Genomic DNA, 23036 nt, shown 5'->3' with positions numbered 1-23036 from the left:
TCGCCCCCCCGCACACCCGCATCGGCGCGCAGCCGGTGCGGGCGGATGACCATGTTTCCTGACGCCGTACCCGCCCCCGACCTGCTGCACGCGCAGGCCTGCCTGATCGATGCCCTCTCGATGTCGCTGCAGATGCGCGACGCCTACACCCGTCACCACTGCGACCGCGTGGGCCTGCTGGCCCGCTGCCTGGCCACGCACTGCGATCTCGCCCCCCCGGCCTGTGCGCAGATCGGCCTGGCCGCACGCTTCCACGACATCGGCAAGATCGGCATACCCGACGATGTTCTGCTGGCGCCGCGCCAGCATACCGAAGAAGAACGCGCGATCATGCGCGAGCATCCGGTGCGCGGCGAGCATATCTTCCTGGCCACCGGCCGCAGCGATGCCGCACCGGTGGCACGGCTGATCCGCGCCCATCACGAAGCCTTCGATGGCAGCGGCTACCCCGACGGATTGCGCGGCGAGGCCATCCCGCTGGGCGCGCGCATCGTCACCATCGTCGATGCCTACGATGCGCTGACCAGCGTACGCCCGTATCGCGACGCGATGGAGCACGAAACCGCGTTGCGGATCATCGAAGCGCAGTCCGGCGGGCTGGTGGACCCCTACGTGCTGCAGCGCTTCCATCGCATGCTGGCGCGCGCGCCGGCGCTGGCCTGAGATCTTCCCGACGGTGAAACGACCCGCCGGTAGAGTCGACTGTTAGTCGACTGCTCTTCGTCCAGATCGCGAAAATCCCGCGCTGCGCGCGATAGTCGACTAACAGTCGACTCTACCAGTCGGCGCTGTGCTGCCGGCCTGGAAGACAAAAGGCCCGGCATTCGCCGGGCCTTTCGCATCACGCGTTCACGGATGATCGATTACCAGATCACCACGCGCTTGTCGTCGGCACGCACCATTGCATCGCCGGCCTTGCACTGGAAGGCGGCCGCGAACGAAGGCATGTTCGACGGTGCACCGTTGGCACGGAAGTTGGCCGGCGCATGCGGATCGGTGTTGAGGCGGACGCGCAGCTCACCATCGGTGAAATTGCGGCGCCACACCGTGGCCCAGTTCATGAAGAAGCGCTGGTCCTGGCTGTGGCCATCGACCTCGACATTCGCCTTCGGGTCTTCCTTCAGCGCCATCTGCAGCGCGTCATAGGCCACGGTCAGGCCGCCCAGGTCGCCGATGTTCTCGCCCAGGGTCAGCTTGCCCTTCACGTTCACCCCCGGCACCGCTTCATAGCCGTCGAACTGCGCGACCAGCTGGTCGGTACGCTCGGTGAAGGCCTTGCGGTCGGCGTCGGTCCACCAGTTGTCGAAGTTGCCGTTGGCGGCGAACTGGCTGCCCGAGTCGTCGTAGCCATGCATCATCTCGTGGCCGATGACCGCACCGATGCCGCCGTAGTTCAGCGCCGGATCGGCCTTGGCGTCGAAGAACGGCGCCTGCAGGATCGCCGCCGGGAACACGATCTCGTTCTTGGTGGCGTTGTAGTACGCGTTGACGGTCTGCGGGGTCATGCCCCACTCGGTCTTGTCCACCGGCTTGCCGATCTTGTCCAGCATGTAGCGGTAGTTGAACGCCCGCGCCGCCTGCATGTTGCCCAGGTAGCTGTCGCCGTTGGTCTGCAGGCCCGCCCAGTCACGCCACTTGTCCGGGTAACCGATCTTCGGGGTGAAGCTGGCCCACTTTTCCAGCGCCTTCTTCTTGGTTTCTTCGCCCATCCACGGCAGCTGCTCCAGGCGCGCCTTCAGCGCCTGCGACAGGTTCTCCACCAGGTGCTGCATGGCGACCTTCGACTCGGCCGGAAACACGGCGTCGACGTACAGCTGGCCCAGCGCTTCACCCATGCCACCGTTGACCGACTCCAGCACGCGCTTCCAGCGCGGCTGCATTTCCTTCTGGCCGCGCAGGGTGGTGCCGTAGAAATCGAAGTTGGCCTTCTCGAACTGGCTGCTCAGGTACGGCGAGGCGTCGTCGATGGTGTGGAAGCGCAGATAGGCCTGCCAGGTGCTGGCCGGCACGTCGGCGAGCATCTTGTCCATTTCACTGAAGAAGCCGGGCTGGGCCAGCGAGAACTTCTGCGCGGCCGGCACCTTCAGGGTGTCGAACAGCGCGGTCCAGCTGAAGTTCGGGGTCAGCCTGTCGGCGTCGGCGGCGCTGAGCGGGTTGTAGCGCTTGGCCGGATCACGCATTTCGATGCGCGACATCGAGGCCTTCGCCAGGCGGGTTTCGAAGGCCATCACGGCCTTGGCCTGCTCGGCGGCCTGCGCCGCGTCCACGCCGGACAGGGTCAGCACCTGTGCGATGTAGGCCACGTAGGCATCGCGGATCTTGGCCTGCGCATCGTCGAAGTAGTAGCCCTTCTCCGGCAGGCCCAGGCCACCCTGGCCGACGTAGGCGATGACGTTGGCCGAATCCTTGTAGTCGGCATTGGCGAACAGCGAGAACAGCACGCCCTTGCCCTCGGCCTGGCTGTCGCGCAGGTACCGGGTGATGGCGGCGGTGTCGTTCAGCGCGGCGATCTTGTCCAGCTGCGGCTGCAGCGGCGCCAGGCCGGCAGCTTCGATCTTCGCTTCGTCGTTGCCGGTCTTCCAGATGTCACCGATCTTGGCTTCCACCGAGCCGGCCTTGGCCTGGCTGGCGGCGGCCTGCTGCACCAGCGCGTGCTGCACTTCCAGCGAGCGCTCGCGCAGGATCTCGAAGCTGCCCCAGGTGGTCTGGTCGCCCGGCACCGGGTTGGCCTTCAGCCACTTGCTGTTGACGAAGCCATTGAGGTCGGTACAGGCCGAAATGGCCGGATCGAGGTCGGCGCTGTTGAGCGAGATCAGCGGCGTCTTGATCTGCGACAGGTCGAAGGCCGGCTTGGCGTCGGCACTGGCCGCCGGGGCGGTTTCGTTCTTGCCACAGGCCGCCAGTGAGGCAGCGATGGCGATGGTCAGGCCCAGCGGGACCAGGTTGCGGACGTTCATGAGGCTCTCCTGCGGGTAATTTCACAGGGTAGCCGGGGGAGCGACGCCGGGGACCGGCCAAAGGTCACAGCACGCGGCTTCTGTAGAGTCGCGCCATGCTCGACTGCTCTCCGTTCCGGGTTCATGCTTCCTGCGGCAAAAGCCCAAAGCGGCCGAGCGTGGGCTCGGCTCTACAAAAAGAAAGGCCGGCTTGCGCCGGCCTTCTGCTTCTTACTTCGCCTTGCCCTGGTTGGCCACGGCTTCGGCAGCCTTGCGTGCTGCTTCCGGGGCGCCCAGGTAGCGGAACGACTGCACGGTCAGGTCGTCGTTCAGTTCGAACAGCAGCGGGATGCCGGTCGGGATGTTCAGCTCGAGGATCTCCTCGCGCGAGACATTGTTGAGGTACTTGTACAGCGCGCGCAGCGAGTTGCCGTGCGCGGTGACCAGTACGGTCTTGCCGTCCTTCAGGTGCGGTGCGATGGCGTCATGCCAGTACGGCAGCACGCGGTCCAGGGTGGTGGCCAGCGACTCGGTGCCCGGCAGCGCGTTGCGGTCCAGGCCGGCGTAGCGGCGGTCATGGATCGGGTGGCCCGGATCTTCCAGGTCCATCGGCGGCGGCGGGATGTCGTACGAACGACGCCAGACCTTGACCTGCTCTTCGCCGTGCTTGGCCGCGGTCTCGGCCTTGTCCAGCCCCTGCAGGCCGCCGTAGTGCCGCTCGTTGAGGCGCCAGGACTTGTTCACCGGCAGCCAGTCCTGCTCCAGCTCGGCCAGCGCACCCTGCAGGGTGTGGATGGCGCGCTTGAGCACGGAGGTGTGGGCAACGTCGAACTGCAGGCCTTCCTCGCGCATCAGGCGGCCGGCGGCGGCCGCTTCGCGCCGCCCCTGCTCGGTCAGGTCGACATCGACCCAGCCGGTGAAGCGGTTGTCCAGGTTCCACTGGCTCTGGCCATGGCGCAACAGTACGAGTCTACGGGTCACTGCAGGGTCTCCAACGCGAGGAAAGGCAGGCCGCCATTGTAGCCCGGCCGCCGCTCACCGGGCCGTGGCGCCGCCCGTGCGATGCTGTGACCCATGAATACGGTGATCGACCCCGGACGCTGGGAAGGCAGCGTCGCTGCCGCCCGTGCGCAGCAGCTGCAACTGGCGGGCCGCGTGGAGCGCCAGGACCGCCTGCCACGCAACGTGCGCTGGCTGGCAGGGATGGATGTCGGCTTCGAGGACAACGGCGCCATCACCCGCGCCGCGGCGGTACTGCTGGACGCGGAGACGCTGAAGCCCGTGGCACAGGAGATCGCGCGCATCCCCACGGTGATGCCCTACATCCCCGGCCTGCTCAGCTTCCGCGAGCTGCCGGCACTGCTGGCCGCACTGGCGCTGCTGCCACGCGTGCCGGACCTGGTGTTCGTCGATGGCCACGGCATCAGCCATCCGCGCAGGCTGGGCGTGGCTGCGCATCTGGGCGTGGTCACCGACCTGCCGAGCATCGGGGTAGCGAAGTCGAAGCTGGTGGGGCGGTTCGTCGAACCGGGCGCCGAGGCCGGTGCACATGCGCCGCTGCAGGATGGCGACGAACAACTGGGCTGGGTGCTGCGCAGCAAGGTGCGCTGCAAGCCGCTGTTCGTGGCCGGCGGCCATCGGATCAGTGCGGATACCGCGCTGGACTGGGTGCAGCGCACGCTGCGCGGTTACCGGCTGCCGGAACCGACCCGGCTGGCGGATCGGCTGGCCTCGCGACGCGACGCATGACCGCACCGGGCATTGCCCGGTGCGGCCTTCATTTTCATTCAACGATGCACGTGGCCGCGATGGCCCTGCGCATCCTCACCGTGGTCGTGGCCTTCATGGCCCTGCTGCGCGCCGCCGTTGGCCGACGCCGGTCCAGCGCAGGCTTCACCACAGTGGTCCGCTTCGATCTGCAGCGTCACGTGTTCGATGCCGAAGTCATCGTGCAGGCGCCCGCCCAGCTCGCGGCGCAGCACATCGGCATCGGTGCCGTCGCGCATCACGATGTGTGCGGTCAGCGCCGGCGTGCTCGAGGCCAGCGCCCACACATGGAGGTCATGCACGTCCATCACCGCGGCATGACCGGACAGGCTGTCGCGCACCTTGGCCACGTCCATGCCCTTGGGCACGCCTTCCAGCAGCACGTTGATCGCCTCGCGCATCAGCACGTAGGTGCGCGGCAGTACCCATAGCCCGATCAGTACCGCCAGGATCGGATCGATCGGCTTCCAGCCCGTCCACTTGATCAACAATGCGCCGGCAATCACCGCCACCGAACCGAGCATGTCCGCCCACACTTCCAGGTAGGCGCCCTTCACGTTGAGGCTCTCGCCACTGCCGGCCTGCAGCAGGCGCATCGAGATCAGGTTGATGACCAGACCGACGGCCGCGATCACCAGCATGCCGGAGGACGCGATCTCCTGTGGCTGGCGGAAACGGCCGACCGCCTCCCACAGGATGTAGGCGGCGACCACGAACAGCATGGCACCGTTGATCATCGCGCCCAGCGCCTCCAGCCGTGCATAGCCGTAGGTGCGGCGCGCATCGGGTGGGCGCCGGCTCAGCCGCACCGCGACCAGCGCGATCATCAGCGCCAGCGCGTCGGTGGCCATGTGTGCCGCGTCGGACAGCAGCGCCAGGCTGTTGGTCCAGAACGCGCCCACCACCTCGACGACGAGGAAGGTGGAGGTCAGGCCGAGCGCCCACCACAAGGGTTTCTCATGGCGGATCTGGGACGGCAGGTGATCGTGGTCGTGGCCCATGGCAACAGCTCCTTTGCGATGCGGTGCAGGCTACGCCGTGCTGGCGGGGGAGACTATTACGGTGTTTATAACATTGCAGGCGTGCAGCACCGGTGCCGCCGGGCAGGACCCGGCGGCCACGGCGGATCTGCACTTGCGTATGCTCAGAACCCGAAGCGCAGGCTGGCCCAGTAGGCGCGGCCGGGCTCGTTGTAGGTCGCCGCGCCGGCATCGCTGCTGTTGGCCTCGCGGAACAGGCGCTTGTCGGCCAGGTTGTTGACGCCGAAGCCGAAGCTGACGGTCTCGGTCACCCTGTAGCGGGCGCTCACGCCCCAGATGTTGTAGGCACCCCGGTCCTGCAGCGCGATCGAGGGATCGCAGCTGCCGGTGCAGCGCGGATCATTGTTGATGTTGGCGGTGGCCGGTTCCTGCTTGCCGTAGAACGTGCCGGTCAGCAGCAGCGACAGCCTGTCGGTGGCCTGCCAGTCCAGCATGGTGTTGATCGTGTACTTCGGAATCACCGACAGCGGCTGGCGCGTGGTCTTGTTCTCGTTCTCCACCATGTAGGTGAAGTTGTTGCTCCACTTCAGGCGGCTGCCCTGCTCGCCCAGCAACGGGATCACCAGGTTGCCTTCCAGCCCCTGCACGATCGCCTTCGGGGCGTTCTCCCAGCGGAAGATGCGGCCCTTGGTGTCGGCGGTCAGGCCAATCTGGGTGTAACCGGCCTGGATCTTGTCCTTGTAGTCGTTGTGGAAGTAGGTCAACGACGCCTGCCAGCCGCTCTGCGGTGCCCACTCGACGCCCAGTTCCTTGTTCAGGCTGGTTTCCGCCTTCAGGTCCGCATTGCCGCGCATGTAGCAGCCGGCGCCCAGGCTCGGCAGTGCATTCGGGCAGCCATTGCCACGGGTGTAGTACAGATAGTCCGGATTGGACTGGTACAGGTTCGGCGCCTTGAATGCCCGGGCGATACCGCCCTTCACCACCCAGTCGCCGCTGATGCGAAACTGCGCATTGAGGCTGGGGCTGGTGTTGTTGCCGAACTGGCTGTGGTGGTCGAAGCGCAGGCCCGGGGTGACGATCCAGCGCTCGCCCAGGTAGATGTTGTCTTCCACGAATACCGCAGTGGTCTGCGCGTCGGCCTTGCCACGCGCACGATCGGCCGACAGCCCCGGGATGCCGCCGCCGCTGCTGCTGGACTGGCTCATCGAATAGGGATCGGTCAAGCGGCTGTCCAGGTACTCGAAGCCGAGCGTCCAGACGTTCTCGGCGCCGCCCAGCGTGGTCGGGAAACTCACTTCGCCATCCAGCTGGTAGTTGCGCAGGCGCGAGGTCGACCAGTCGGTGCCGTTGAAGCTGCCCTCCGGGCCACCGGCCAGGCCTTCGTTGATGCGCGAGTTGTTGACCGCCTCCACCGCAGCCGTCACTCGCGAGGTCACATCGCCCCAGCGCCCACGATGGGTGATCGCGCCGGTGGTGCGGTACATGCGGTTGGTCTCCGCTTCGCCTTCGGCCAGCGCCGCCAGGTCAACGCCGGTCGAGGTACCGGTGGTGCTGACCGCGCGGTCACCGGCATAGATGTTGCCCTGGCGGCTGGTGCCGGCTTCGAACTCCACCACCTGGTCGGCGGTCACGTCCCAGCGCAGCAACGCGTTGACGTCGCGGTTCTTGACGCCCTCGCGGCCAGCCGGCGGCACCGCGTTCGGGTTGGTCGCGTACTGGCGGTTGAGGTCCAGTGAGTCGGCGTCGGTCCTGTTGAGGTTGCCGTACAGGCGGAACGACAGGGTGTCGGTCATCGGCCCGCTCAGCTGCAGGCCGACGCGCTCGCTGCCGCCTTCGGTGCTGTGCTCGGGCACCAGGCCATACAGGTCGACCGCGCCGGTCAGGTCGCCGGTCGGGCGCTTGGTGATGATGTTGACCACGCCGCCGGACGCGCCGGAACCATAGCGTGCCGCCGCCGGGCCGCGCAGCACCTCGATGCGCTCGATCATTTCCGCCGGCACCCAGTTGGTATCGCCGCGCGTATTGCGTTCGCCACTGCGGCCCATGCGCACAGCATCGCGCGCGCCGATGCGCTTGCCATCGACTAGGATCAGGGTGTTTTCCGGACCCATGCCGCGCAGGTCGATCTGGCGGTTGTTGCCGTACTGGCCCGAGGCGCTGTTGCCGGTGAGGTTGACGCCCGGCATGGTCCGCAGCAGTTCGGCGATGTCGTTGGCCGGCGGGCGCCGGGCGATGTCCTCGGCGGTAATGGTCGAGGTGCCCAACGCCTGGCGGGCAATCTGCGAAGCGGTGACATGCACGGTATCGATATCGGTAGCGTCGGTTTCAGCCTGGGCGGTCAGGGCGCTGCCCGCCAGCAGGGCGGCAACGGCAAGCGCCAGCGGGCGCGGCGAAAGGGCAACGGCAGGGGACATGATCTGGACCTTCTGGCAGGGCAACGGGGCCTCTGGCAAAGGGCTTGAGGCAACGACGAGGAGGGAGGCGGAGCGTCGCTGCAGTCGCCTGCGGCCCGATCCGTGCGCGCATTCTCCCACCAATGCGAGTGATTCTCAAATGCGTTCACTCATTGCAGCGGTGATGCCGATGTGCTGCGCGCACGGCACGCGCCTGCATCACGCTTAAACTGGCGGGCCAACCCGCCATCAACCGCACGCCAGCCCGGCCGATATCGGTGGTTTGCCGTACGCAGTCAGAGAACGACGTGGAAACACCCCAACTGGACGACGCCAGCCAGCCGCTGGCCGACGCCTGGCAGCAGTGCCTGCTGCAGGCCGGCCCCACCGCCACCGCGCTGCTGCACGCCGCCGCTGCCGATGCGCCACCTGCGCTGGCCCAGCGCTTCTATGACGTCCTGTTGCAGGACCCGCGCGCGCGCCGCTTCCTGTCCCACGACCAGGTCAAGCAGCGCCTGCAGCCGGCCATGCAGCGCTGGCTGGTGCAGCTGCTGACCACGGGTGCCGACGGCATTGCCAGCGCGGTTGCCTCGCAACGGGTGATCGGCGATGTGCATGCCCGGGTCGGCATTCCGGTCGACCTGGTCACCCGCGGCGCGCGCGTGCTCAAGCACGACCTGTTCGTGCGCCTGCGCGACGACGCGCCCGACAGTGCCACCGCGTTCGCCGCCATCGACTGCCTCAGCGCGATCATGGACATCGCCATGGAAGGCATGACCCTGGCCTACACCCATGCACGCGAGCGCTCGACCCGTGCCGATGCGGCATACCGCCTGTTCTCTCTGGTGCAGAACGTCGGCGCCGAACGCGAGCGCCAGCGTGCATTGCTGCTGGACTGGGAGAACGCCCTGCTCTACGCGCTGGCCGGCCATGTGCAGGCCAGTGACAGCGCCCGCCTCGCCACCTCGGAATTCGGCCTGTGGTTCACCCACAAGGGGATTCCCAGTTTCGGTGAGAGCAGCGAGACCCAGCAGGTCGGCCAGTTGATGTCCCGCATCGACAGCCATCTCCAGCGCGCACGCAGCGATGAGCCGGCGCAGCGCCTGGCGGTGCTGCCTGCCATCCGCGAGGACCTGGCGGCCATCCGCACCCTGATGACGCTGCTGTTCGAGCGCATCGGCGAACTGGACGCCGGCAGCGACGCACTGACCAACCTGCTCAACCGCCGCTTCCTGCCCACGGTCCTGCGCAGGGAGATCGAGCTGGCCACGCGCAATCGCACGCCGTTCTCGCTGCTGCTGCTCGACCTGGATCATTTCAAGGCGATCAACGATGGCCACGGCCACGATGCCGGCGACCGCGCATTGCAGCACGTGGCCGGCCTGCTCGGCCAGCTGACACGCGGCAGCGACTACCTGTTCCGCTATGGCGGCGAGGAGTTCGTGGTGGTGCTGGTGGCGGCCAGCGAATCGCAGGCGACCGTGATCGCCGAGAGCCTGCGCCGGCAGATCGCACAATCGCCTGTTGCGCTGGCCAATGGCCAGGTGCTGGCACTGACCGCCAGCATCGGCGTGGCTGGCCATGACGGCCATCCGGACTACGAGCGGCTGATGGCACGGGCCGACGCAGCGATGTACGAGGCCAAGCGCAGCGGCCGCAACCGCGTGGTGGTAGCCAGCGAGGCACTACAGGAAGCACCGGGACGGCGGGCATTGCAGCGGTAGCCCGACGCGGACGGCAACCCAGGTGTAGAGTCGACTGCCAGTCGACTATCGCGCGCAGCGCGGAGCTTTTCGCCGTCGGAACGAAGAGCAGTCGACTAACAGTCGACTCTACCGGTTCGCGCGCCAGCCGCTGCTTTCACCGCCCCCACTTGCCACGCGGCCCACCACAGCAGGGCGAGCGCCGCGATGCCGGCACCCAGCAGGCACACCGCAGGCCAGCCATGCCGGGCCTGCATCCAGGGCCCGGCCGCCGCGCCTGCGCCGCTGCCCACTGCGTAGAACAGCATGTACAGCGCCACCAGGCGTCCGTGCTGCTCACCCGGTGCACGCAGCAGCAGCGCCTGGTTCGATACATGCAACGCCTGGCCGCCGAGGTCGAGCACGATCACGCCCAGCAGCAGCCACGGCAGCGACTGCGGCAACTCCAGCAGCGGCCACCACGCGACCAGCATCAACAGCAACGCGCCAACGCTGACCCGATGCACGAAGCCGCGGTCCATCCAGTGCCCGACCCTCGCCGCCATCAACGCACCGGCCACCCCGGCCAAACCGAGCGCACCGATGGCCGCCGTCGACCAGTGCAGCGGCGGTGCCGACAGCGGCAAGGGTGCCGCCGCCCAGAACACATTGAGGCCGGCAAACAGCAGCAGGGCCAGTGGACCGCGCTCGCGCAGCGTCCGGTCCTCGCGCAGCATGCCCAGCATCGAGCCCAGCAGCTCGCCCCAACGCGGCGGCACCGCCGGTGCCGGCACGGCCGGCAGGCGCCGCCACAGCAGCACGGCCAGCGCCGCCATCACCGCAGCCGACAGCAGATAGACCGCTTGCCAGCCGGCAATGGCCGCCACGCTGCCGGACAGCACCCGCGCCAGCAGCAGCCCGATGAACACCCCACCCTGCACCGTGCCCACCACGCGCCCGCGCTGCGCGGGCGCTGCCATCGCCGCCGTGCAGGCGATCAAGCCCTGGGTCAGCGCGGTCCCCAACAACCCGACCAGCAGCATGCCCGACAACAGCCAACTGGCCGTGCGTGCCGCCGCCAGCCACAGCAGCGCGGCCACCAGTGCCGCCAGCTGCACGCGCAACAGGCGCCGCCGGTCCCCTCGATCAGCCAGCGGCAACACGCCCAGCAGTGCCAGCACACTGCCGGCCTGGGTGGCCGCCAGCACGGTACCGGCTGCCGCCCGCTCCAGCGCGAACGCCTGTGCCAGCCGATCCAGCAGTGGCTGCGCGTAATAGACATTGGCGACGCTGGCACCGGCGGCCACCGCGAGCAAGACCAGCAGGGAGCGTGGAATCGGCATGGCATTCATGGACTGGTTGCATATTGAAACCATATGCAGGCTAGCTCCATTGGTTTTAAACTGCAACCACATAGAACGGAGACCGCCATGCACGCCGACAGCCCCTGCCCCGTCGCCCGTAGCGCCGACCTGCTCGGTGACCGCTGGGCATTGCTGGTGATCCGCGACGCGTTCGACGGCATCACCCGCTTCGGCGATTTCCAGCGGAGCCTCGGCGCGGCACGCAACATCCTCAGTGATCGCCTGCGCAAACTGGTCGAGGCCGGCATCCTGCAACTGCAACCGGCCTCCGATGGCTCGGCCTACCAGGAATACGTGCTCACCCACGCCGGCCAGGAACTGTTCCCGCTGCTGGTGGCGCTGCGCCAATGGGGCGAGCGCCATCGCTTCGGGGCGGGCGAAGCCCACTCGCAGCTGATCGAATCGGCGACGCGGCGGCCGCTGCCGTACATGCAGCCGCGCGGGCGCGACGGTCAGGCCCTGCAGGCCGCCGCCACGCGTGTGCGCAAACTCAAGGGCGACGGGCGCGGCGCCTGACCCGCCCATTCGCGCACACCGCGATGCGGCGGCGCCGGTTAGCATCGGGTCTTTCCGCCGCTGGATGCCGCCGATGCCGCGCTTTCGCCCTTCCCTGCTGACCGCCCTGCTGCTGCCGCTGCTGGCCTGCGCGACAGCCACGCAGGCGCGCGAGGTCGCCGCGCCCGCCGACCACGTGCAGGCCGATGGCCCGTATGTGTTCCGCCAGGGCGACCAGCTGCAGGCCCAATGGATCTGCGCCGACAGGGTCGAATCGCGCACGCTGGCCACGCAGACCGCAGGCACCGACATCGCCCCACGCTGCGGCTACGAGCACACCGTGCATGTGGCCGCGCCGAATGCGCCTTCGATTTCCGTACTGCCGGCCGCGCCGCGCATCGTCGCGCTGTCCGACATCCATGGCCAGTACGGGCTGCTGGTGCGCCTGCTGCGTGCCCACCAGGTCATCGACGCCCAGGACCGCTGGGCACTGGGCAAGGACACGCTGGTCGTCGCCGGCGATGTGTTCGACCGCGGCCCGCAGGTCACCGAAGCCTTCTGGCTGCTGTATGGCCTGCAGCAGCAGGCCGCTGCCGCCGGCGGTGCGGTGCACTTCGTGCTCGGCAACCACGAGACCATGGTGCTGTACGACGACCTGCGCTACGTCAACCCGAAGTACCTGCGCAGCGCCCAGCTGCTGGGCCGCAGCTACCCGCAGCTGTACGGCAAGGACTCGGTGATCGGCCAGTGGCTGCGCACCCGCCCGGTGCTGCTGAAGATCGGCGACACCCTGTTCCTGCACGGCGGCATCTCGCCCGAAGCGGTGCAGCTGGCGCTGGACCCGGCGCGCACCAACGCGGCCTACCAGGCCTCGCTGGGGCTGCCCAAGGCCGAAGTGAAGGCCGACCCGGCCACCGCACCGCTGTACGACGGCAAGACCAGCCCGATCTGGTACCGCGGTTACTTCGACGGCCGCCTCGACACCGCGGGGGTGCAGGCCGTGCTCGACCGGCTGCAGCTCAAGCGGATCGTGGTCGGCCATACCTCGATGCCACACGTCAGCAGCTTCCACGGTGACCGCGTGATCGCCATCGACAGCAGCATCAAGAACGGCGAGAACGGCGAGCTGCTGTTCATCGACAACGGTGTGCTCAGTCGTGGGCTGCTGGATGGCTCGCGGGTGCCGCTGGCGCTCGGTCAACCGGGCCTGCAGGACTGAATGGCAGGACAGCGTGACGGCGCCGGCAGGTGCCGGCCCGCTCCACCTTCCCCCGGTTTGCGGCTACCCTCGGCAGCCGAGAGGCCTGCCCCGTCCAGCCGGTGGGCCTGACCGTTACAGGAGCCTCCGCGCATGCGCGTACTGATTGCTGAAGACGACCCGGACATCGCCTCCGGCCTGTGCGCCTCGCTGCGCCGGCAGGGGCACGTGGTCGACCACGTCGACAATGGCGCGCACGCCGACGCCGCGCTGGGCTCGACCCAGTACGCACTGCTGGTGCTGGACCTGGGCCTGCCGCAACTGGATGGCCGCGACGTGCTGCAACGCCTGCGCCAGCGCGGCGATGGCCTGGCAGTGCTGGTGGTGACCGCCCGCGACGGCCTGGCCGAGCGCGTGCGCGTGCTCGACCTCGGCGCCGACGACTACCTGGTCAAGCCGTTTGCACTGGACGAATTCGAAGCACGCGTGCGCGCACAGCTGCGCCGGGTCACCAGCAACGGCACCCCGGACCTGCGCATCGGCCGCCTGCGCCTGGACCTGGCCGGGCACCGGGTGTGGATCGACGACCAGTCACTGGAACTGACCGCACGCGAGTTCGGGCTGCTGTCGGCGCTGGCGGTACGCGCCGAGCGCATTGTGTCGCGCGCGCAGCTGGTGGAAGCCCTGTGCGACTGGGGACAGGACCTGACCGACAACGGCCTGGACATCGCCCTGCACCGCCTGCGCCGCAAGCTGCAGCCGGGCGGCATGGGCATCCGCACCGTGCGTGGGCTGGGCTACATGCTGGAAGACGCACAGGACGACAGCGCCCCGTGATCAGCGGCCCCCCGAGCCTGCGCCGGCGCCTGCTCGCCTTCCTGGCGTTGCCGATGCTGGGCCTGCTCATCTTCAACACGATCCTGGCCTATTACGTTGCGCTGGACTATTCCAACCGCATCCACGACCGCAACCTGATCGACGACACGCACTCGTTCGCGCAGATGCTGAGCACCATGCCGGTGACCAGCGATCTGTCACCGCAGGCGCGCTTCCTGATCGAATACGACCCCGACGGCCACCGCTATTTCAACGTCGACAGCAGCCGCAAGGGCACGCTCAGCGGCAATGCGGACTTCAGCCCGTATGCGCCTTCGCAGGACTGCACCGGGGTGCATCCGGCGCTGTACGACGGCACGCTCAACGGCCAGCAGGTACGCATGGCCACTGTCTGCACGCGGGCGATGAACGACCCGCAGGACGAGCTGGCGGTGACGGTGGCCGAAAGCATGGCCGACCGCCGGCAGCGTGCGCGCGAGATCCTGATGATCATCATCCCGCTGATGACCATGCTGGCGCTGGGCACCGCCGCGCTGGTCTGGTTCGGCGTGACCTACGGCCTGCGCATCCTGACCCCGTTGAGGACCCGCCTGGCGCAGCGCCGCGGCGAATTGGCACCGATCTCCGACGCCGATGTACCCGAGGAGATCCAGCCGCTGATCAGCACCATCGACGACCTGTTTGCCCGCCAGGCGGAAATGATCACGCTGCAGAACCGCTTCATCGCCGACGCCGCGCACCAGCTGCGCTCGCCGCTGGCCGGCATGGCCCTGCACGTGGACCAGGCGCTGGCCCATGGTGACCCGGACACGGTACGCGAGGCCCTGCAGCACATCCGCCGCCTCAACCAGCGTACCGCGCGGGTCAGCACCCAGCTGCTGGCGCTGAGCCGGGCGCAGACCGTTCCGGAAACCGTGGAAGCGCTGGACCTGAGCGAACGGGTGCCGCACTGGGTCGGGATGCGCGTGCCCGAAGCCATCCGCGATGGCATTGATCTGGGGTACCGCGGCAGTCCCCAGCCGCTGCGCATCCTGGGCAACGGTGCCCAGCTGCAGGAGGCACTGGACAACCTGATCGACAACGCACTGCGCTATGCCGGCCGCGATGCGACCGTCACCGTCGGCGTGCACGCGCTGGACGACAATGACGTCGAACTGTACGTGGAGGACGATGGGCCGGGGGTGCCCGAGGATGTGATGCCGCGGCTGGGTGAGCGCTTCTTCCGCGCCCCCGGCACCACCGCCAGCGGCACCGGCCTGGGCCTGGCCATCGCCCATGAAGCGGTGGAGCACCTCGGCGGCCGCCTGACCTTCCTCAACCGTGCCGGTGGTGGCCTGAAAGTTGCCATCACGCTGCCGCTGCTGAAGGCCCCCTGACCCGGACCGGGGGCTGAAAGGCTGGTGAAAATCGCGCTTGCGATCCTGACCTTCCCCACTGCCGCCCCCGGAGCCGCCAGGTGACCCAATCGCATGACTTCTTCCTCCCTGGTGGCCCGCAGGGCGTGCTGCTGGTCCACGGCCTGACCGGCACCCCGGCGGAAATGCGCATGCTGGGCAAGGGCCTGAACAACGCGGGCTTCACCGTACACGGCGTGCAGCTGCCCGGTCATTGCGGCAGCGTGGACGACCTGCTGGCGACCACCTGGGAACAGTGGTACCAGGGCGTGGAAGACGCGGCGGCAAGCCTGCGTGGCAAGGTCGACCAGTTGTTCGTCGGGGGCCTGTCGATGGGTGCGGTGCTGTCGCTGGCGCTGGCCGCGCGCCGCCCCGAGTGGGTGTCCGGGGTCGGTGTGTATGGCGCCACGTTCCGCTACGACGGCTGGAACATTCCCGCCGTGGCCCGCCTGTCGTTCCTGCTGCCGTGGTTCAAGCGCTTCAACATCGGCCGCGACCGAATGTTCATGGAAGAACCGCCCTACGGCCTGCGTGACGAGCGCCTGCGTGCGCAGGTCAGTGCCGCCATGCTGTCCGGCGACAGCGCGGCCGCCGGCCTCCCGGGCAACCCCTGGCATGCACTGGCCGAGATGCGCGCCCTGAGCATCTGGACCCGCCGCCACCTGCACCAGGTCACCGCCCCCTGCCTGGTGATGCACGCCCGCGAAGACGACGTGGCCAGCATGGGCAATGCCGAACTGGTGATGTCGCGGGTCAGCGGCCCGAAGGAACTGGTGGTACTGGAAGACAGCTACCACATGATCACCATCGACCGCGAACGCCGCGACGTGATCCGCCGCAGCGCGCGCTTCTTCACCGAAATCGGTGAGCGCAGCGGCGTCCTCAAGGCGGTGGCCTGAGATGGGGGCACTCGCCACGCTGCTGTGGCTGGCCAATGTCGTGCTCGATACCGGTGGCCAGCTCGCCTTCAAGGCCGCCGCCAGCGACCCGCAGGATGGCGAAGGACTGCAACGCTGGAAACACATGCTCAGCCGACCCTGGCTGTGGATCGGTATCGCCTGCTACGTGCTTGAGTTCGTCGCCTGGATCGCGTTCCTGTCACTTGTGCCGCTGTCCAAGGGCGTGCTGCTGGGCTCGATCAACATCGTTGCGCTGATGATCGCTGGCCGCATCCTGTTCCGCGAGAAGCTCACGCCATTGCGGGTGACCGGCATGCTGCTGGTCACGGCAGGCGTGGCGGTGGTGGGGGCCGGCTCATGAGGCGCCTGTATGTGATCGGCTTCCCGCTGCTGATGGCCTTCGACACGCTGGCCCAGCTGTGCTTCAAGTACGCCGGCGAGGCGGCCCTGCCGGTCGAGGCCAACACCGCCTGGCTGCTGCGCGTGCTGTCGCAGCCGTGGGTGTACGGCGCCATCCTCGGCTACGTCGGCGCGTTCTTCACCTGGATGAGCCTGCTGCGCCATGCGCCGATCGGCCCGGCGTTCGCGGCCTCGCACCTGGAAGTGATCAGTGTGCTGCTGCTGTCGGCGTGGCTGTTGAACGAGCCACTGACCCTGCACCACCTGGTCGGTGCGGTCCTGATCGTGGCCGGCATCGTCTGCCTCGGTCGCGCCGAAGCAGACGATCCACACAGCCCCGCCGCAAGCACGCCATGAGCGCGCGGCGATGAGCCTGTTCGCGCGCGAACTGCCGCCGACGGCCGGCCTGCCGATGCAGGCCAGTGACTTCCTGCCCGGTGGCGGCGACCTGCGCGAGATCCTGGCCCGCCAGCTCGGCACGCCTCCCCTGCAGCTGACCTGCTCCGGCACCCATGCCCTGCTGATCGCGCTGCGCACCCTGCGCAAGCGTGCGCCCAAGCGCGATACCGTGATCCTGCCGGCCTACACCTGCCCGCTGGTGCCGATCGCCGTGCACAGCCTCGGCCTGCGCGTGCAGCTGTGCGATACCCGCCGCGGCCATTTCGACTTTGATCCGGCACAGCTCTCGCGCCTGGCCGATGCGCGCACCTTGGCCATCCTGCCGACCCACCTCGGCGGTCGCATCGCCGATGTCGAACGGGCCTGCGACATCGCCCGCCGCGCCGGGGCCTGGGTCATCGAAGATGCCGCACAGGCGCTGGGCGCCCGGATCGGCAACAGCAGCGTCGGCCTGCGTGGCGACATCGGATTCTTCAGCCTGGCCGCCGGCAAGGGGCTGAGCCTGCACGAAGGCGGCCTGCTGGTCAGCCGCGATGACGAGCTGCGCGCCGCGCTGGCCGAGCATGCCGCAGAACAGGTGCGTTCCAGCCTGCGCTGGGAGCTGCTTCGCAGCGTGCAGCTGCTCGGCCTTGCCGCCTGCTACCGGCCCTCGCTGCTGTCGCTGGTGTACGGCAATCCCCTGCGCAACGCGCTGCAGCGCGGCGACCTGGAAGAAGCGGTCGGTGACATTTTCCCGCTGGACATCCCGCAGCACCGGGTCAGCCACTGGCGGCAGAACATCGGTGCCAACGCGGCGCGGCGGCTGCCTGCGTTCCTGCAGGCTGGACGACTGCGCGCATTGCAGCTGCGCGTGCAGTTGGCACAGCTGCCGGCGGTGGAGGTGGTCGACGGCCTGGCCGGTACCGGCGGCACCTGGCCGATGCTGATGCTGTTGATGCCCAGCCAACGCGCCCGTGATGCCGCACTGGACGCATTGTGGCCGCGCGGCCTTGGCGCCAGCCGCATGTTCATCCATGCCCTGCCCGACTACGCCTACCTGCGCGGCGTGGTGCCGCAGGACGACATGCCCAACGCACGTGACTTCGCCGCACGCATGCTGACCGTCGGCAACAGTGCCTGGCAGACCCCTTAGGAAACCGCGGAGATCCTGCGGGCGCTGGCCGCTGCGCAGCCCTGAAACCGCGGTTTCCAGGGCATTACGCCCGTTCAGCAAGCGCGATTCCTGAACACTTTCCCCAGCCTGCGGTGCAGGCTTTCAACAGGAAAGGAACACGAAAGGCGGCCTGCCTACATTGAGCCTGCCCCGGCATCGTGCCGGACGTTTCTTTCATCGACGGACCTGCCCATGCACTGGAGCATCCTGTGTGACTTCGATGGCACCATCAGCCTCGAAGATGTCATCGACTCGCTGCTGGAGAAGTACGGCCAGCCGGGCTGGCAGCAACTGGAAGACCAGTGGAAGGCGGGAAAGATCGGCTCGCGTGAATGCATGCAAGGCCAGGTGCGGCTGCTGAAGCTGGACCCGGCCACGCTCGACGCACACCTGGACCAGGTGCAGATCGATCCGGGCTTCGCCGCCTTCGTCAGCCGCGCCGAACAGCTGGGCCTGCCGCTGCGCATCGTCAGCGACGGCCTGGACTACGCGATCCATCGCATCCTTGCCAACCATGGCCTGCCACCGCTGCCGGTGGTGGCCAATCACCTGCGCTGGTGCGAAGACCATTGGGAACTGGAGTCGCCCTACCAGGCCGAAGGGTGCCGCAGCGGGACCTGCAAGTGCACCTGCGCTGCGCAGGCGCGCGCCAACGAAGCCCCCCGCGTGCTGATGATCGGCGACGGCAGCTCGGACTTCTGCGTCTCTGAAGACGCCGACTTCGTGTTCGCCAAGCGCCGCCTGATCACCCATTGCACGAATGCCGGCATCGCGCATGCCGCCATCGATACCTTCCACGATGCCATCGCGCTGTTGCCGCGCCTGCTCGATGGCAGCCTGCTGCAGCCACGTCGCCTCGACGCCAGCCCGCAGCCCGCCGCACTGCCCCTGCTGCTGGCCACCGCCTGAGCCCTCTCCTCCACGCACGCTCCCCTGTTGCGCCCTTCCGAACGTCCTCCACGGAACTGAACTGCATGAACATTTTTGACAAGAACGCCGACGCGGCTGCCTCCGATGCGCAGCTGCTGGCCGACGAAGCCCGCTACAGCTCCTTCGGCGATACCGTCCACTACGTCGACCCGCCGAAGATCTTCCAGCGCGGCGAAGGCAGCTACATGTTCGACGGCGCGGGCGTGCCCTACCTCGACCTGCAGATGTGGTACTCGGCCTGCAACTTCGGCTACAGCAACAAGCGACTGAACGACGCCCTGAAGGACCAGATCGACACCCTGCCGCAGGTCGCCAGCCAGTACCTGCACCCGACCCGCGTGCAGCTGGCCAAGACCATTGCCGTGGACATGCACGAGAAGTTCGGCCTCGACGGCCGCGTGCACTTCAACGTCGGCGGCGCGCAGGCCATTGAGGACTCGCTGAAGATCGTGCGCAACGCGCGCGGCGGCAAGAGCCTGATGTTCGCCTTCGAGGGCGGCTACCACGGGCGTACCCTGGGTGCCTCGTCGATCACCTCCAGCTACCGCTACCGCCGCCGCTACGGCCACTTCGGCGAGCGTGCGATGTTCATCCCGTTCCCGTACCCCTTCCGTCGCCCGAAGGGCATGACCCCGGACGAGTACTCCGACCACTGCGTGTGGCAGTTCGAGCGCCTGTTCGAAAGCGAGTACAACGGCGTGTGGGATCCCAAGGTCGGCCAGGCCGAGTACGCCGCGTTCTACGTCGAGCCGATCCAGGGCACCGGCGGCTACGTCATCCCGCCGCGCAACTTCTTCACCGGCCTCAAGCGCGTGCTGGACAAGTACGGCATCCTGATGGTGGTCGATGAGATCCAGATGGGCTTCTGGCGCACCGGCAAGCTGTGGTCGATCGAGCATTTCGGCGTGACCCCGGACGTGCTGGTGTTCGGCAAGGCGCTGACCAACGGCCTGAACCCGCTGTCGGGCCTGTGGGCGCGCGAGGAGCTGATCAACCCGACCGTGTTCCCGCCGGGCTCCACCCACTCCACCTTCAACTCCAACCCGCTGGGCACCCGCCTGGGCCTGGAAGTGCTGAAGCTGGGCAAGGAAATGGATTACGAGCGCACCGTGCCGGAAAAGGGCGCCTACTTCCTCGACGGCCTGCGTGGCCTGCAGAAGCGCCACCCGGAAATCGGCGATGTCGACGGCCTGGGCCTGGCGCTGCGCGCCGAGATCTGCCAGGCCGACGGCTACACCCCGAACAAGGAGCTGCTGGACCGCATGGTCGACATCGGCCTGGCCGGTGACCTGCTGCACGACGGCAAGCGCATGGGCCTCGTGCTCGACGTGGGTGGCTGGTACAAGAACGTGATCACCTTCGCGCCGTCGCTGGACATCAGCTACGAAGAGATCGACCTGGCCATCACCCTGCTCGACCAGGCGCTGACCAAGGCCAAGGGCTGAGGCCGGTGCGCCGCCGGTTCCCGTGCCGATGGAGATGACGTCACGCGCATCCAGCACCGCGCTGGAACCGGCCGCGCTGCTGGAGGGCTTCCTGGCCCATCCGCCGCTCGGATTCGAGGCAGGCCGCCTTCCCAGCGGCCTGCCGACCTTCCGTGCGCCGCTGGACCTGACCACCACGATGGACGACGGGCTGCGCGGCAGGCTGCTCGGCCTGCCGCTGTCGCGCCTGTGGCGGCCATGGATCACCTGGAAGACCCGTTTCGTCGGTGCCACCAGCACCGAGTACACCCCGTTGCCGGCGCACGTGGCGCCGGAGGCATTGGCCGAAGACGTGACGCGTCACGCGATCGGCGATGCGCGCCTGCTGGTGGTCAAGGACCTGGCGGTCGATTCGCCGCTGCTGGACGACGCCGCCAACGCCCACAGCAGCGCCTTCCTGCAGGCGCTGCTGGCACGCGGCTTCGTCGAGCTGGAAGGCATGCCACTGGCCTGGGTGGCGATCGATTTCGATTCGCTCGATGGCTATCTTGGCCGCCTGTCGTCCTCGCGCCGCAAGAACATCCGCCGCAAGCTGCGTTCGCGTGACGACCTGCAGGTCGACTGCATCGCCACCGGTGATCCGGCGCTGGCCGACCCGAAGCTGCAGGCCGAGCTGTACGCGCTGTACCTGGGCGTATACGCGCAGAGCGCGGTGCATTTCGACCAGCTCGACCTGCCCTATTTCCAGTACCTGCTGGCCGACAGCCAGGGCCAGGGACGGATGTTCCTGTACCGCCACCAGGGCCGGCTGATCGGCTGGAACCTGTGCTACGTGCATGCCGGCAAACTGGTGGACAAGTACATCGGCCTGGCCTATCCGCAGTCGCGCGAGCACAACCTGTACGCGGTCAGCTGGATGCACAACCTGGAGTACGCGCTGCAGCACGGCCTGAGCCACTACGTGGCCGGCTGGACCGACTCGCGGATCAAGGCCGAGCTGGGCGCCCGCTTCACTTCTACCCGGCACGCGATCCACGCACGCTCCCCGCTGCTGCGCGTTGCGCTGCGCAGGCTGGCGCCCTATCTGCAGGGCGAACCGGATGGAGGCGGCTGAACGATGCCGTTGCGTTCCCCGCTGATCCTGGACCTGGACGGTGGCGTGCTGCCGCTGCCCCAAGCGCAGACCCTGGCGCTGCCGCAATGGCACGATCCACTGCGCTTCGCGTGCAGCAACGCCACCCTCGATCGTTTCGCCGCTGAAGTGCTGGCACCGCTGCCGGCCCAGCTCGGCACGGTGATGCTTGGCAGTGGTGATTTCCATCATCTCAGCCTGCCGCTGCTGCGCCGCATGCGCGCGCAGGCGCCGTTCCAGCTGGTGGTGCTGGACAACCATCCGGACAACATGCGTTTCCCGTTCGGCATGCACTGCGGTTCCTGGGTGAACGCGGCCAGCAAGCTGCCGCAGATCTCGCACGTCCATGTGCTGGGCATCACCTCCGGTGACATCGGCCTCGGCCACGCCTGGGAGAACCACTGGCGCCCGCTGATGGGCGGGCGCCTGACCTACTGGTGCATGGATGTGGACGTGGGCTGGGGCCATCGCCTCGGCATGGGCCACGCCTTCCGTCGTTTCGAGCATCCCGAGGCCCTGGTCGCCGCGTTCGCCGCCGAGCAGGCCAAGTCACCGCAGCCGACCTACCTGTCGATCGACAAGGATGTGTTCGCCGAGGACGTTGCCCGCAGCAACTGGGACCAGGGCCGCTTCCAGCTGGAACACGCGCTGGTGGTGATCGAAGCACTGCGCGCCGGTGGCCTGGTCGGCAGTGACATCACCGGCGAAGTGTCGCTTGCCCACTACCGCAGCCGCTTCAAGCGCAGGCTGTCCTCGCTGGATGGCCAGCCCGACATCCGTGCCGATGACCTGCCCGCGTGGCAGGCGCGGCACCAGCAGGTAAACCGCGAGCTGCTGGCGGCGATGGCCTCGGTGCCAACCGCCTGCTGACCGCGTCCGGTCGTACCGGCCGCTGGCCGGCGTAGCTCCGGTAGTGCCGGCCGCTGGCCGGCAACCTCGTTGTTCCCGGGCGCATGCGGATGCCGGCCAGCGGCCGGCACTACACTGGACTCCCGCCCCGGAGCCGCCGCGATGCCCCAGACCGTCACCCCGCAACTGCGCATGCGCCACGCCGATACCACCCTGCCGTTCTACGTGCAGGGACTGGGTTTCGTGGTCGACTGGGAACACCGCTTCGAACCAGGCTTCCCACTGTTCGCCCAGCTCACCCGCGACGGCCAGACGATCTTCCTCACCGAGCACAGCGGCGACTGCGAGGTCGGCGGCGCGGTGTACTTCATCGTCGAGGACGTAGACGCCCTGCACCGCGCCTTCAGCGCTGCCAACGTGCCGATCGAACAGCCACCGCATGACACCGAATGGGGCAGCCGCGAGATGCGGCTGCGCGACCCCGACGGCAACCGCCTGCGCTTTGCCACCGACGTGGACTGAACGATGCGGCCTTGAGCTGGATATACGAAACATATACGCTTCGTATATCCACCCCTCCAGGACCGCCCATGGGCATCGTCAACATCGATGACACCCTGCACGACCAGCTGCGCCGTGCCTGCACCGTTTCCAGCCGCTCGATCAACGCCCAGGCCAACTTCTGGATCCGGGTCGGCATGCTGTGCGAAATGAACCCGACGCTGAGTTTCCAGGACATCGTCGCCAGTGAACTGCGCGCGGCCGGGGTGCAGCCGCCGCTGCCGGCGCCAGGTCAGGCCTGAGT

The 23036-nt window shown here is 68.0% G+C and carries 22 protein-coding genes; 17 read left to right on the top strand and 5 right to left on the bottom strand.

What is annotated here, in order from left to right; all coding sequences use genetic code 11:
- Nucleotides 1-45 precede the first annotated feature (45 nt).
- The gene (locus NSQ78_RS06990) at nucleotides 46-663 is read left to right on the top strand and encodes an HD domain-containing phosphohydrolase (protein WP_049466880.1); all 618 of its coding nucleotides are present in this window, start codon (nucleotides 46-48) and stop codon (nucleotides 661-663) included.
- A 200-nt stretch (nucleotides 664-863) separates the two neighbouring features.
- On the opposite strand, the gene NSQ78_RS06985 is transcribed toward NSQ78_RS06990, so the two are convergent.
- The gene (locus NSQ78_RS06985; RefSeq protein WP_053505390.1) at nucleotides 864-2957 is read right to left on the bottom strand and encodes a M13 family metallopeptidase; all 2094 of its coding nucleotides are present in this window, start codon (nucleotides 2955-2957) and stop codon (nucleotides 864-866) included.
- A gap of 210 nt (nucleotides 2958-3167) precedes the next feature.
- Complete coding sequence (gene gpmA, locus NSQ78_RS06980; RefSeq protein WP_064237955.1) at nucleotides 3168-3917, bottom strand: 2,3-diphosphoglycerate-dependent phosphoglycerate mutase; 750 nt, start codon at nucleotides 3915-3917, stop codon at nucleotides 3168-3170.
- Nucleotides 3918-4010: 93 nt separating this feature from the next.
- Here gpmA and nfi point away from each other — a divergent pair, with 93 nt between their 5' ends.
- Complete coding sequence (nfi, locus tag NSQ78_RS06975) at nucleotides 4011-4685, top strand: deoxyribonuclease V (protein ID WP_064237954.1); 675 nt, start codon at nucleotides 4011-4013, stop codon at nucleotides 4683-4685.
- A gap of 38 nt (nucleotides 4686-4723) precedes the next feature.
- On the opposite strand, the gene NSQ78_RS06970 is transcribed toward nfi, so the two are convergent.
- Together NSQ78_RS06970 and NSQ78_RS06965 are read right to left on the bottom strand one after the other, a co-directional pair.
- Complete coding sequence (locus NSQ78_RS06970; RefSeq protein WP_064237953.1) at nucleotides 4724-5704, bottom strand: cation diffusion facilitator family transporter; 981 nt, start codon at nucleotides 5702-5704, stop codon at nucleotides 4724-4726.
- Between the two features lie 143 nt (nucleotides 5705-5847).
- Nucleotides 5848-8097, bottom strand: coding sequence for a TonB-dependent siderophore receptor (locus NSQ78_RS06965; RefSeq protein ID WP_064239633.1), 2250 nt, complete (start codon nucleotides 8095-8097; stop codon nucleotides 5848-5850).
- 287 nt (nucleotides 8098-8384) lie between these two features.
- Between NSQ78_RS06965 and NSQ78_RS06960 the strand changes: the two genes are divergently transcribed.
- Nucleotides 8385-9800 (top strand): GGDEF domain-containing protein, encoded by a 1416-nt coding sequence (locus NSQ78_RS06960; RefSeq protein ID WP_064237952.1) that lies wholly within the window; start codon nucleotides 8385-8387, stop codon nucleotides 9798-9800.
- Nucleotides 9801-9895: 95 nt separating this feature from the next.
- Here NSQ78_RS06960 and NSQ78_RS06955 read toward each other — a convergent pair whose 3' ends face one another.
- Entirely contained in the window at nucleotides 9896-11110 is a 1215-nt protein-coding gene (locus NSQ78_RS06955) for an MFS transporter (protein ID WP_064237951.1), read from the bottom strand.
- Nucleotides 11111-11188: 78 nt separating this feature from the next.
- On the opposite strand from NSQ78_RS06955, the gene NSQ78_RS06950 reads away from it, so the two are divergent.
- The 14 genes from NSQ78_RS06950 to NSQ78_RS06885 all read left to right on the top strand — a co-directional run bounded on the left by NSQ78_RS06950 (nucleotide 11189) and on the right by NSQ78_RS06885 (nucleotide 23034).
- The gene (locus NSQ78_RS06950) at nucleotides 11189-11638 is read left to right on the top strand and encodes a helix-turn-helix domain-containing protein (protein ID WP_064237950.1); all 450 of its coding nucleotides are present in this window, start codon (nucleotides 11189-11191) and stop codon (nucleotides 11636-11638) included.
- Between the two features lie 73 nt (nucleotides 11639-11711).
- Nucleotides 11712-12836 (top strand): metallophosphoesterase, encoded by a 1125-nt coding sequence (locus tag NSQ78_RS06945; protein ID WP_339208223.1) that lies wholly within the window; start codon nucleotides 11712-11714, stop codon nucleotides 12834-12836.
- Nucleotides 12837-12968: 132 nt separating this feature from the next.
- The gene (locus NSQ78_RS06940) at nucleotides 12969-13652 is read left to right on the top strand and encodes a response regulator (protein ID WP_049464871.1); all 684 of its coding nucleotides are present in this window, start codon (nucleotides 12969-12971) and stop codon (nucleotides 13650-13652) included.
- Nucleotides 13649-15028 carry a sensor histidine kinase gene (locus NSQ78_RS06935; protein ID WP_308306333.1) on the top strand — a complete coding sequence of 460 codons (1380 nt, stop codon included), beginning with the start codon at nucleotides 13649-13651 and terminating at the stop codon, nucleotides 15026-15028. Before NSQ78_RS06940 ends, NSQ78_RS06935 begins: the two co-directional genes overlap by 4 nt.
- Nucleotides 15029-15108: 80 nt before the next feature.
- Nucleotides 15109-15945 carry an alpha/beta fold hydrolase gene (locus tag NSQ78_RS06930; RefSeq protein ID WP_049464873.1) on the top strand — a complete coding sequence of 279 codons (837 nt, stop codon included), beginning with the start codon at nucleotides 15109-15111 and terminating at the stop codon, nucleotides 15943-15945.
- A gap of 1 nt (nucleotide 15946) precedes the next feature.
- Nucleotides 15947-16306, top strand: coding sequence for an EamA family transporter (locus NSQ78_RS06925; protein ID WP_014646430.1), 360 nt, complete (start codon nucleotides 15947-15949; stop codon nucleotides 16304-16306).
- A complete protein-coding gene (locus NSQ78_RS06920) occupies nucleotides 16303-16701 on the top strand; it encodes a DMT family transporter (RefSeq protein WP_064237949.1) in 399 nt (132 codons plus the stop codon). Before NSQ78_RS06925 ends, NSQ78_RS06920 begins: the two co-directional genes overlap by 4 nt.
- Nucleotides 16702-16711: 10 nt before the next feature.
- A complete protein-coding gene (locus NSQ78_RS06915; RefSeq protein WP_339208215.1) occupies nucleotides 16712-17875 on the top strand; it encodes a DegT/DnrJ/EryC1/StrS family aminotransferase in 1164 nt (387 codons plus the stop codon).
- A 213-nt stretch (nucleotides 17876-18088) separates the two neighbouring features.
- Entirely contained in the window at nucleotides 18089-18805 is a 717-nt protein-coding gene (locus tag NSQ78_RS06910; protein ID WP_064237947.1) for an MtnX-like HAD-IB family phosphatase, read from the top strand.
- Between the two features lie 65 nt (nucleotides 18806-18870).
- A complete protein-coding gene (locus tag NSQ78_RS06905) occupies nucleotides 18871-20271 on the top strand; it encodes an aminotransferase class III-fold pyridoxal phosphate-dependent enzyme (RefSeq protein WP_005408663.1) in 1401 nt (466 codons plus the stop codon).
- A 28-nt stretch (nucleotides 20272-20299) separates the two neighbouring features.
- Nucleotides 20300-21364 carry a GNAT family N-acetyltransferase gene (locus NSQ78_RS06900; protein ID WP_064237946.1) on the top strand — a complete coding sequence of 355 codons (1065 nt, stop codon included), beginning with the start codon at nucleotides 20300-20302 and terminating at the stop codon, nucleotides 21362-21364.
- Nucleotides 21365-21367: 3 nt separating this feature from the next.
- Nucleotides 21368-22252 (top strand): arginase family protein, encoded by an 885-nt coding sequence (locus tag NSQ78_RS06895; protein WP_064237945.1) that lies wholly within the window; start codon nucleotides 21368-21370, stop codon nucleotides 22250-22252.
- Between the two features lie 141 nt (nucleotides 22253-22393).
- Nucleotides 22394-22753: a VOC family protein gene (locus tag NSQ78_RS06890; protein WP_064237944.1), complete on the top strand. Its 360-nt coding sequence runs from the start codon at nucleotides 22394-22396 to the stop codon at nucleotides 22751-22753.
- 68 nt (nucleotides 22754-22821) lie between these two features.
- Nucleotides 22822-23034: a ParD-like family protein gene (locus tag NSQ78_RS06885; RefSeq protein ID WP_064237943.1), complete on the top strand. Its 213-nt coding sequence runs from the start codon at nucleotides 22822-22824 to the stop codon at nucleotides 23032-23034.
- The last annotated feature ends 2 nt before the right edge of the window (nucleotides 23035-23036 follow it).

Origin of the sequence: Stenotrophomonas sp. FSL W7-1447 (assembly GCF_037966425.1) — a bacterium.
GTDB lineage: Bacteria > Pseudomonadota > Gammaproteobacteria > Xanthomonadales > Xanthomonadaceae > Stenotrophomonas > Stenotrophomonas pavanii.
The sequence above is the reverse complement of the archived record's forward strand: the minus strand, read 5'-3'. Positions and strand labels throughout refer to the sequence as shown.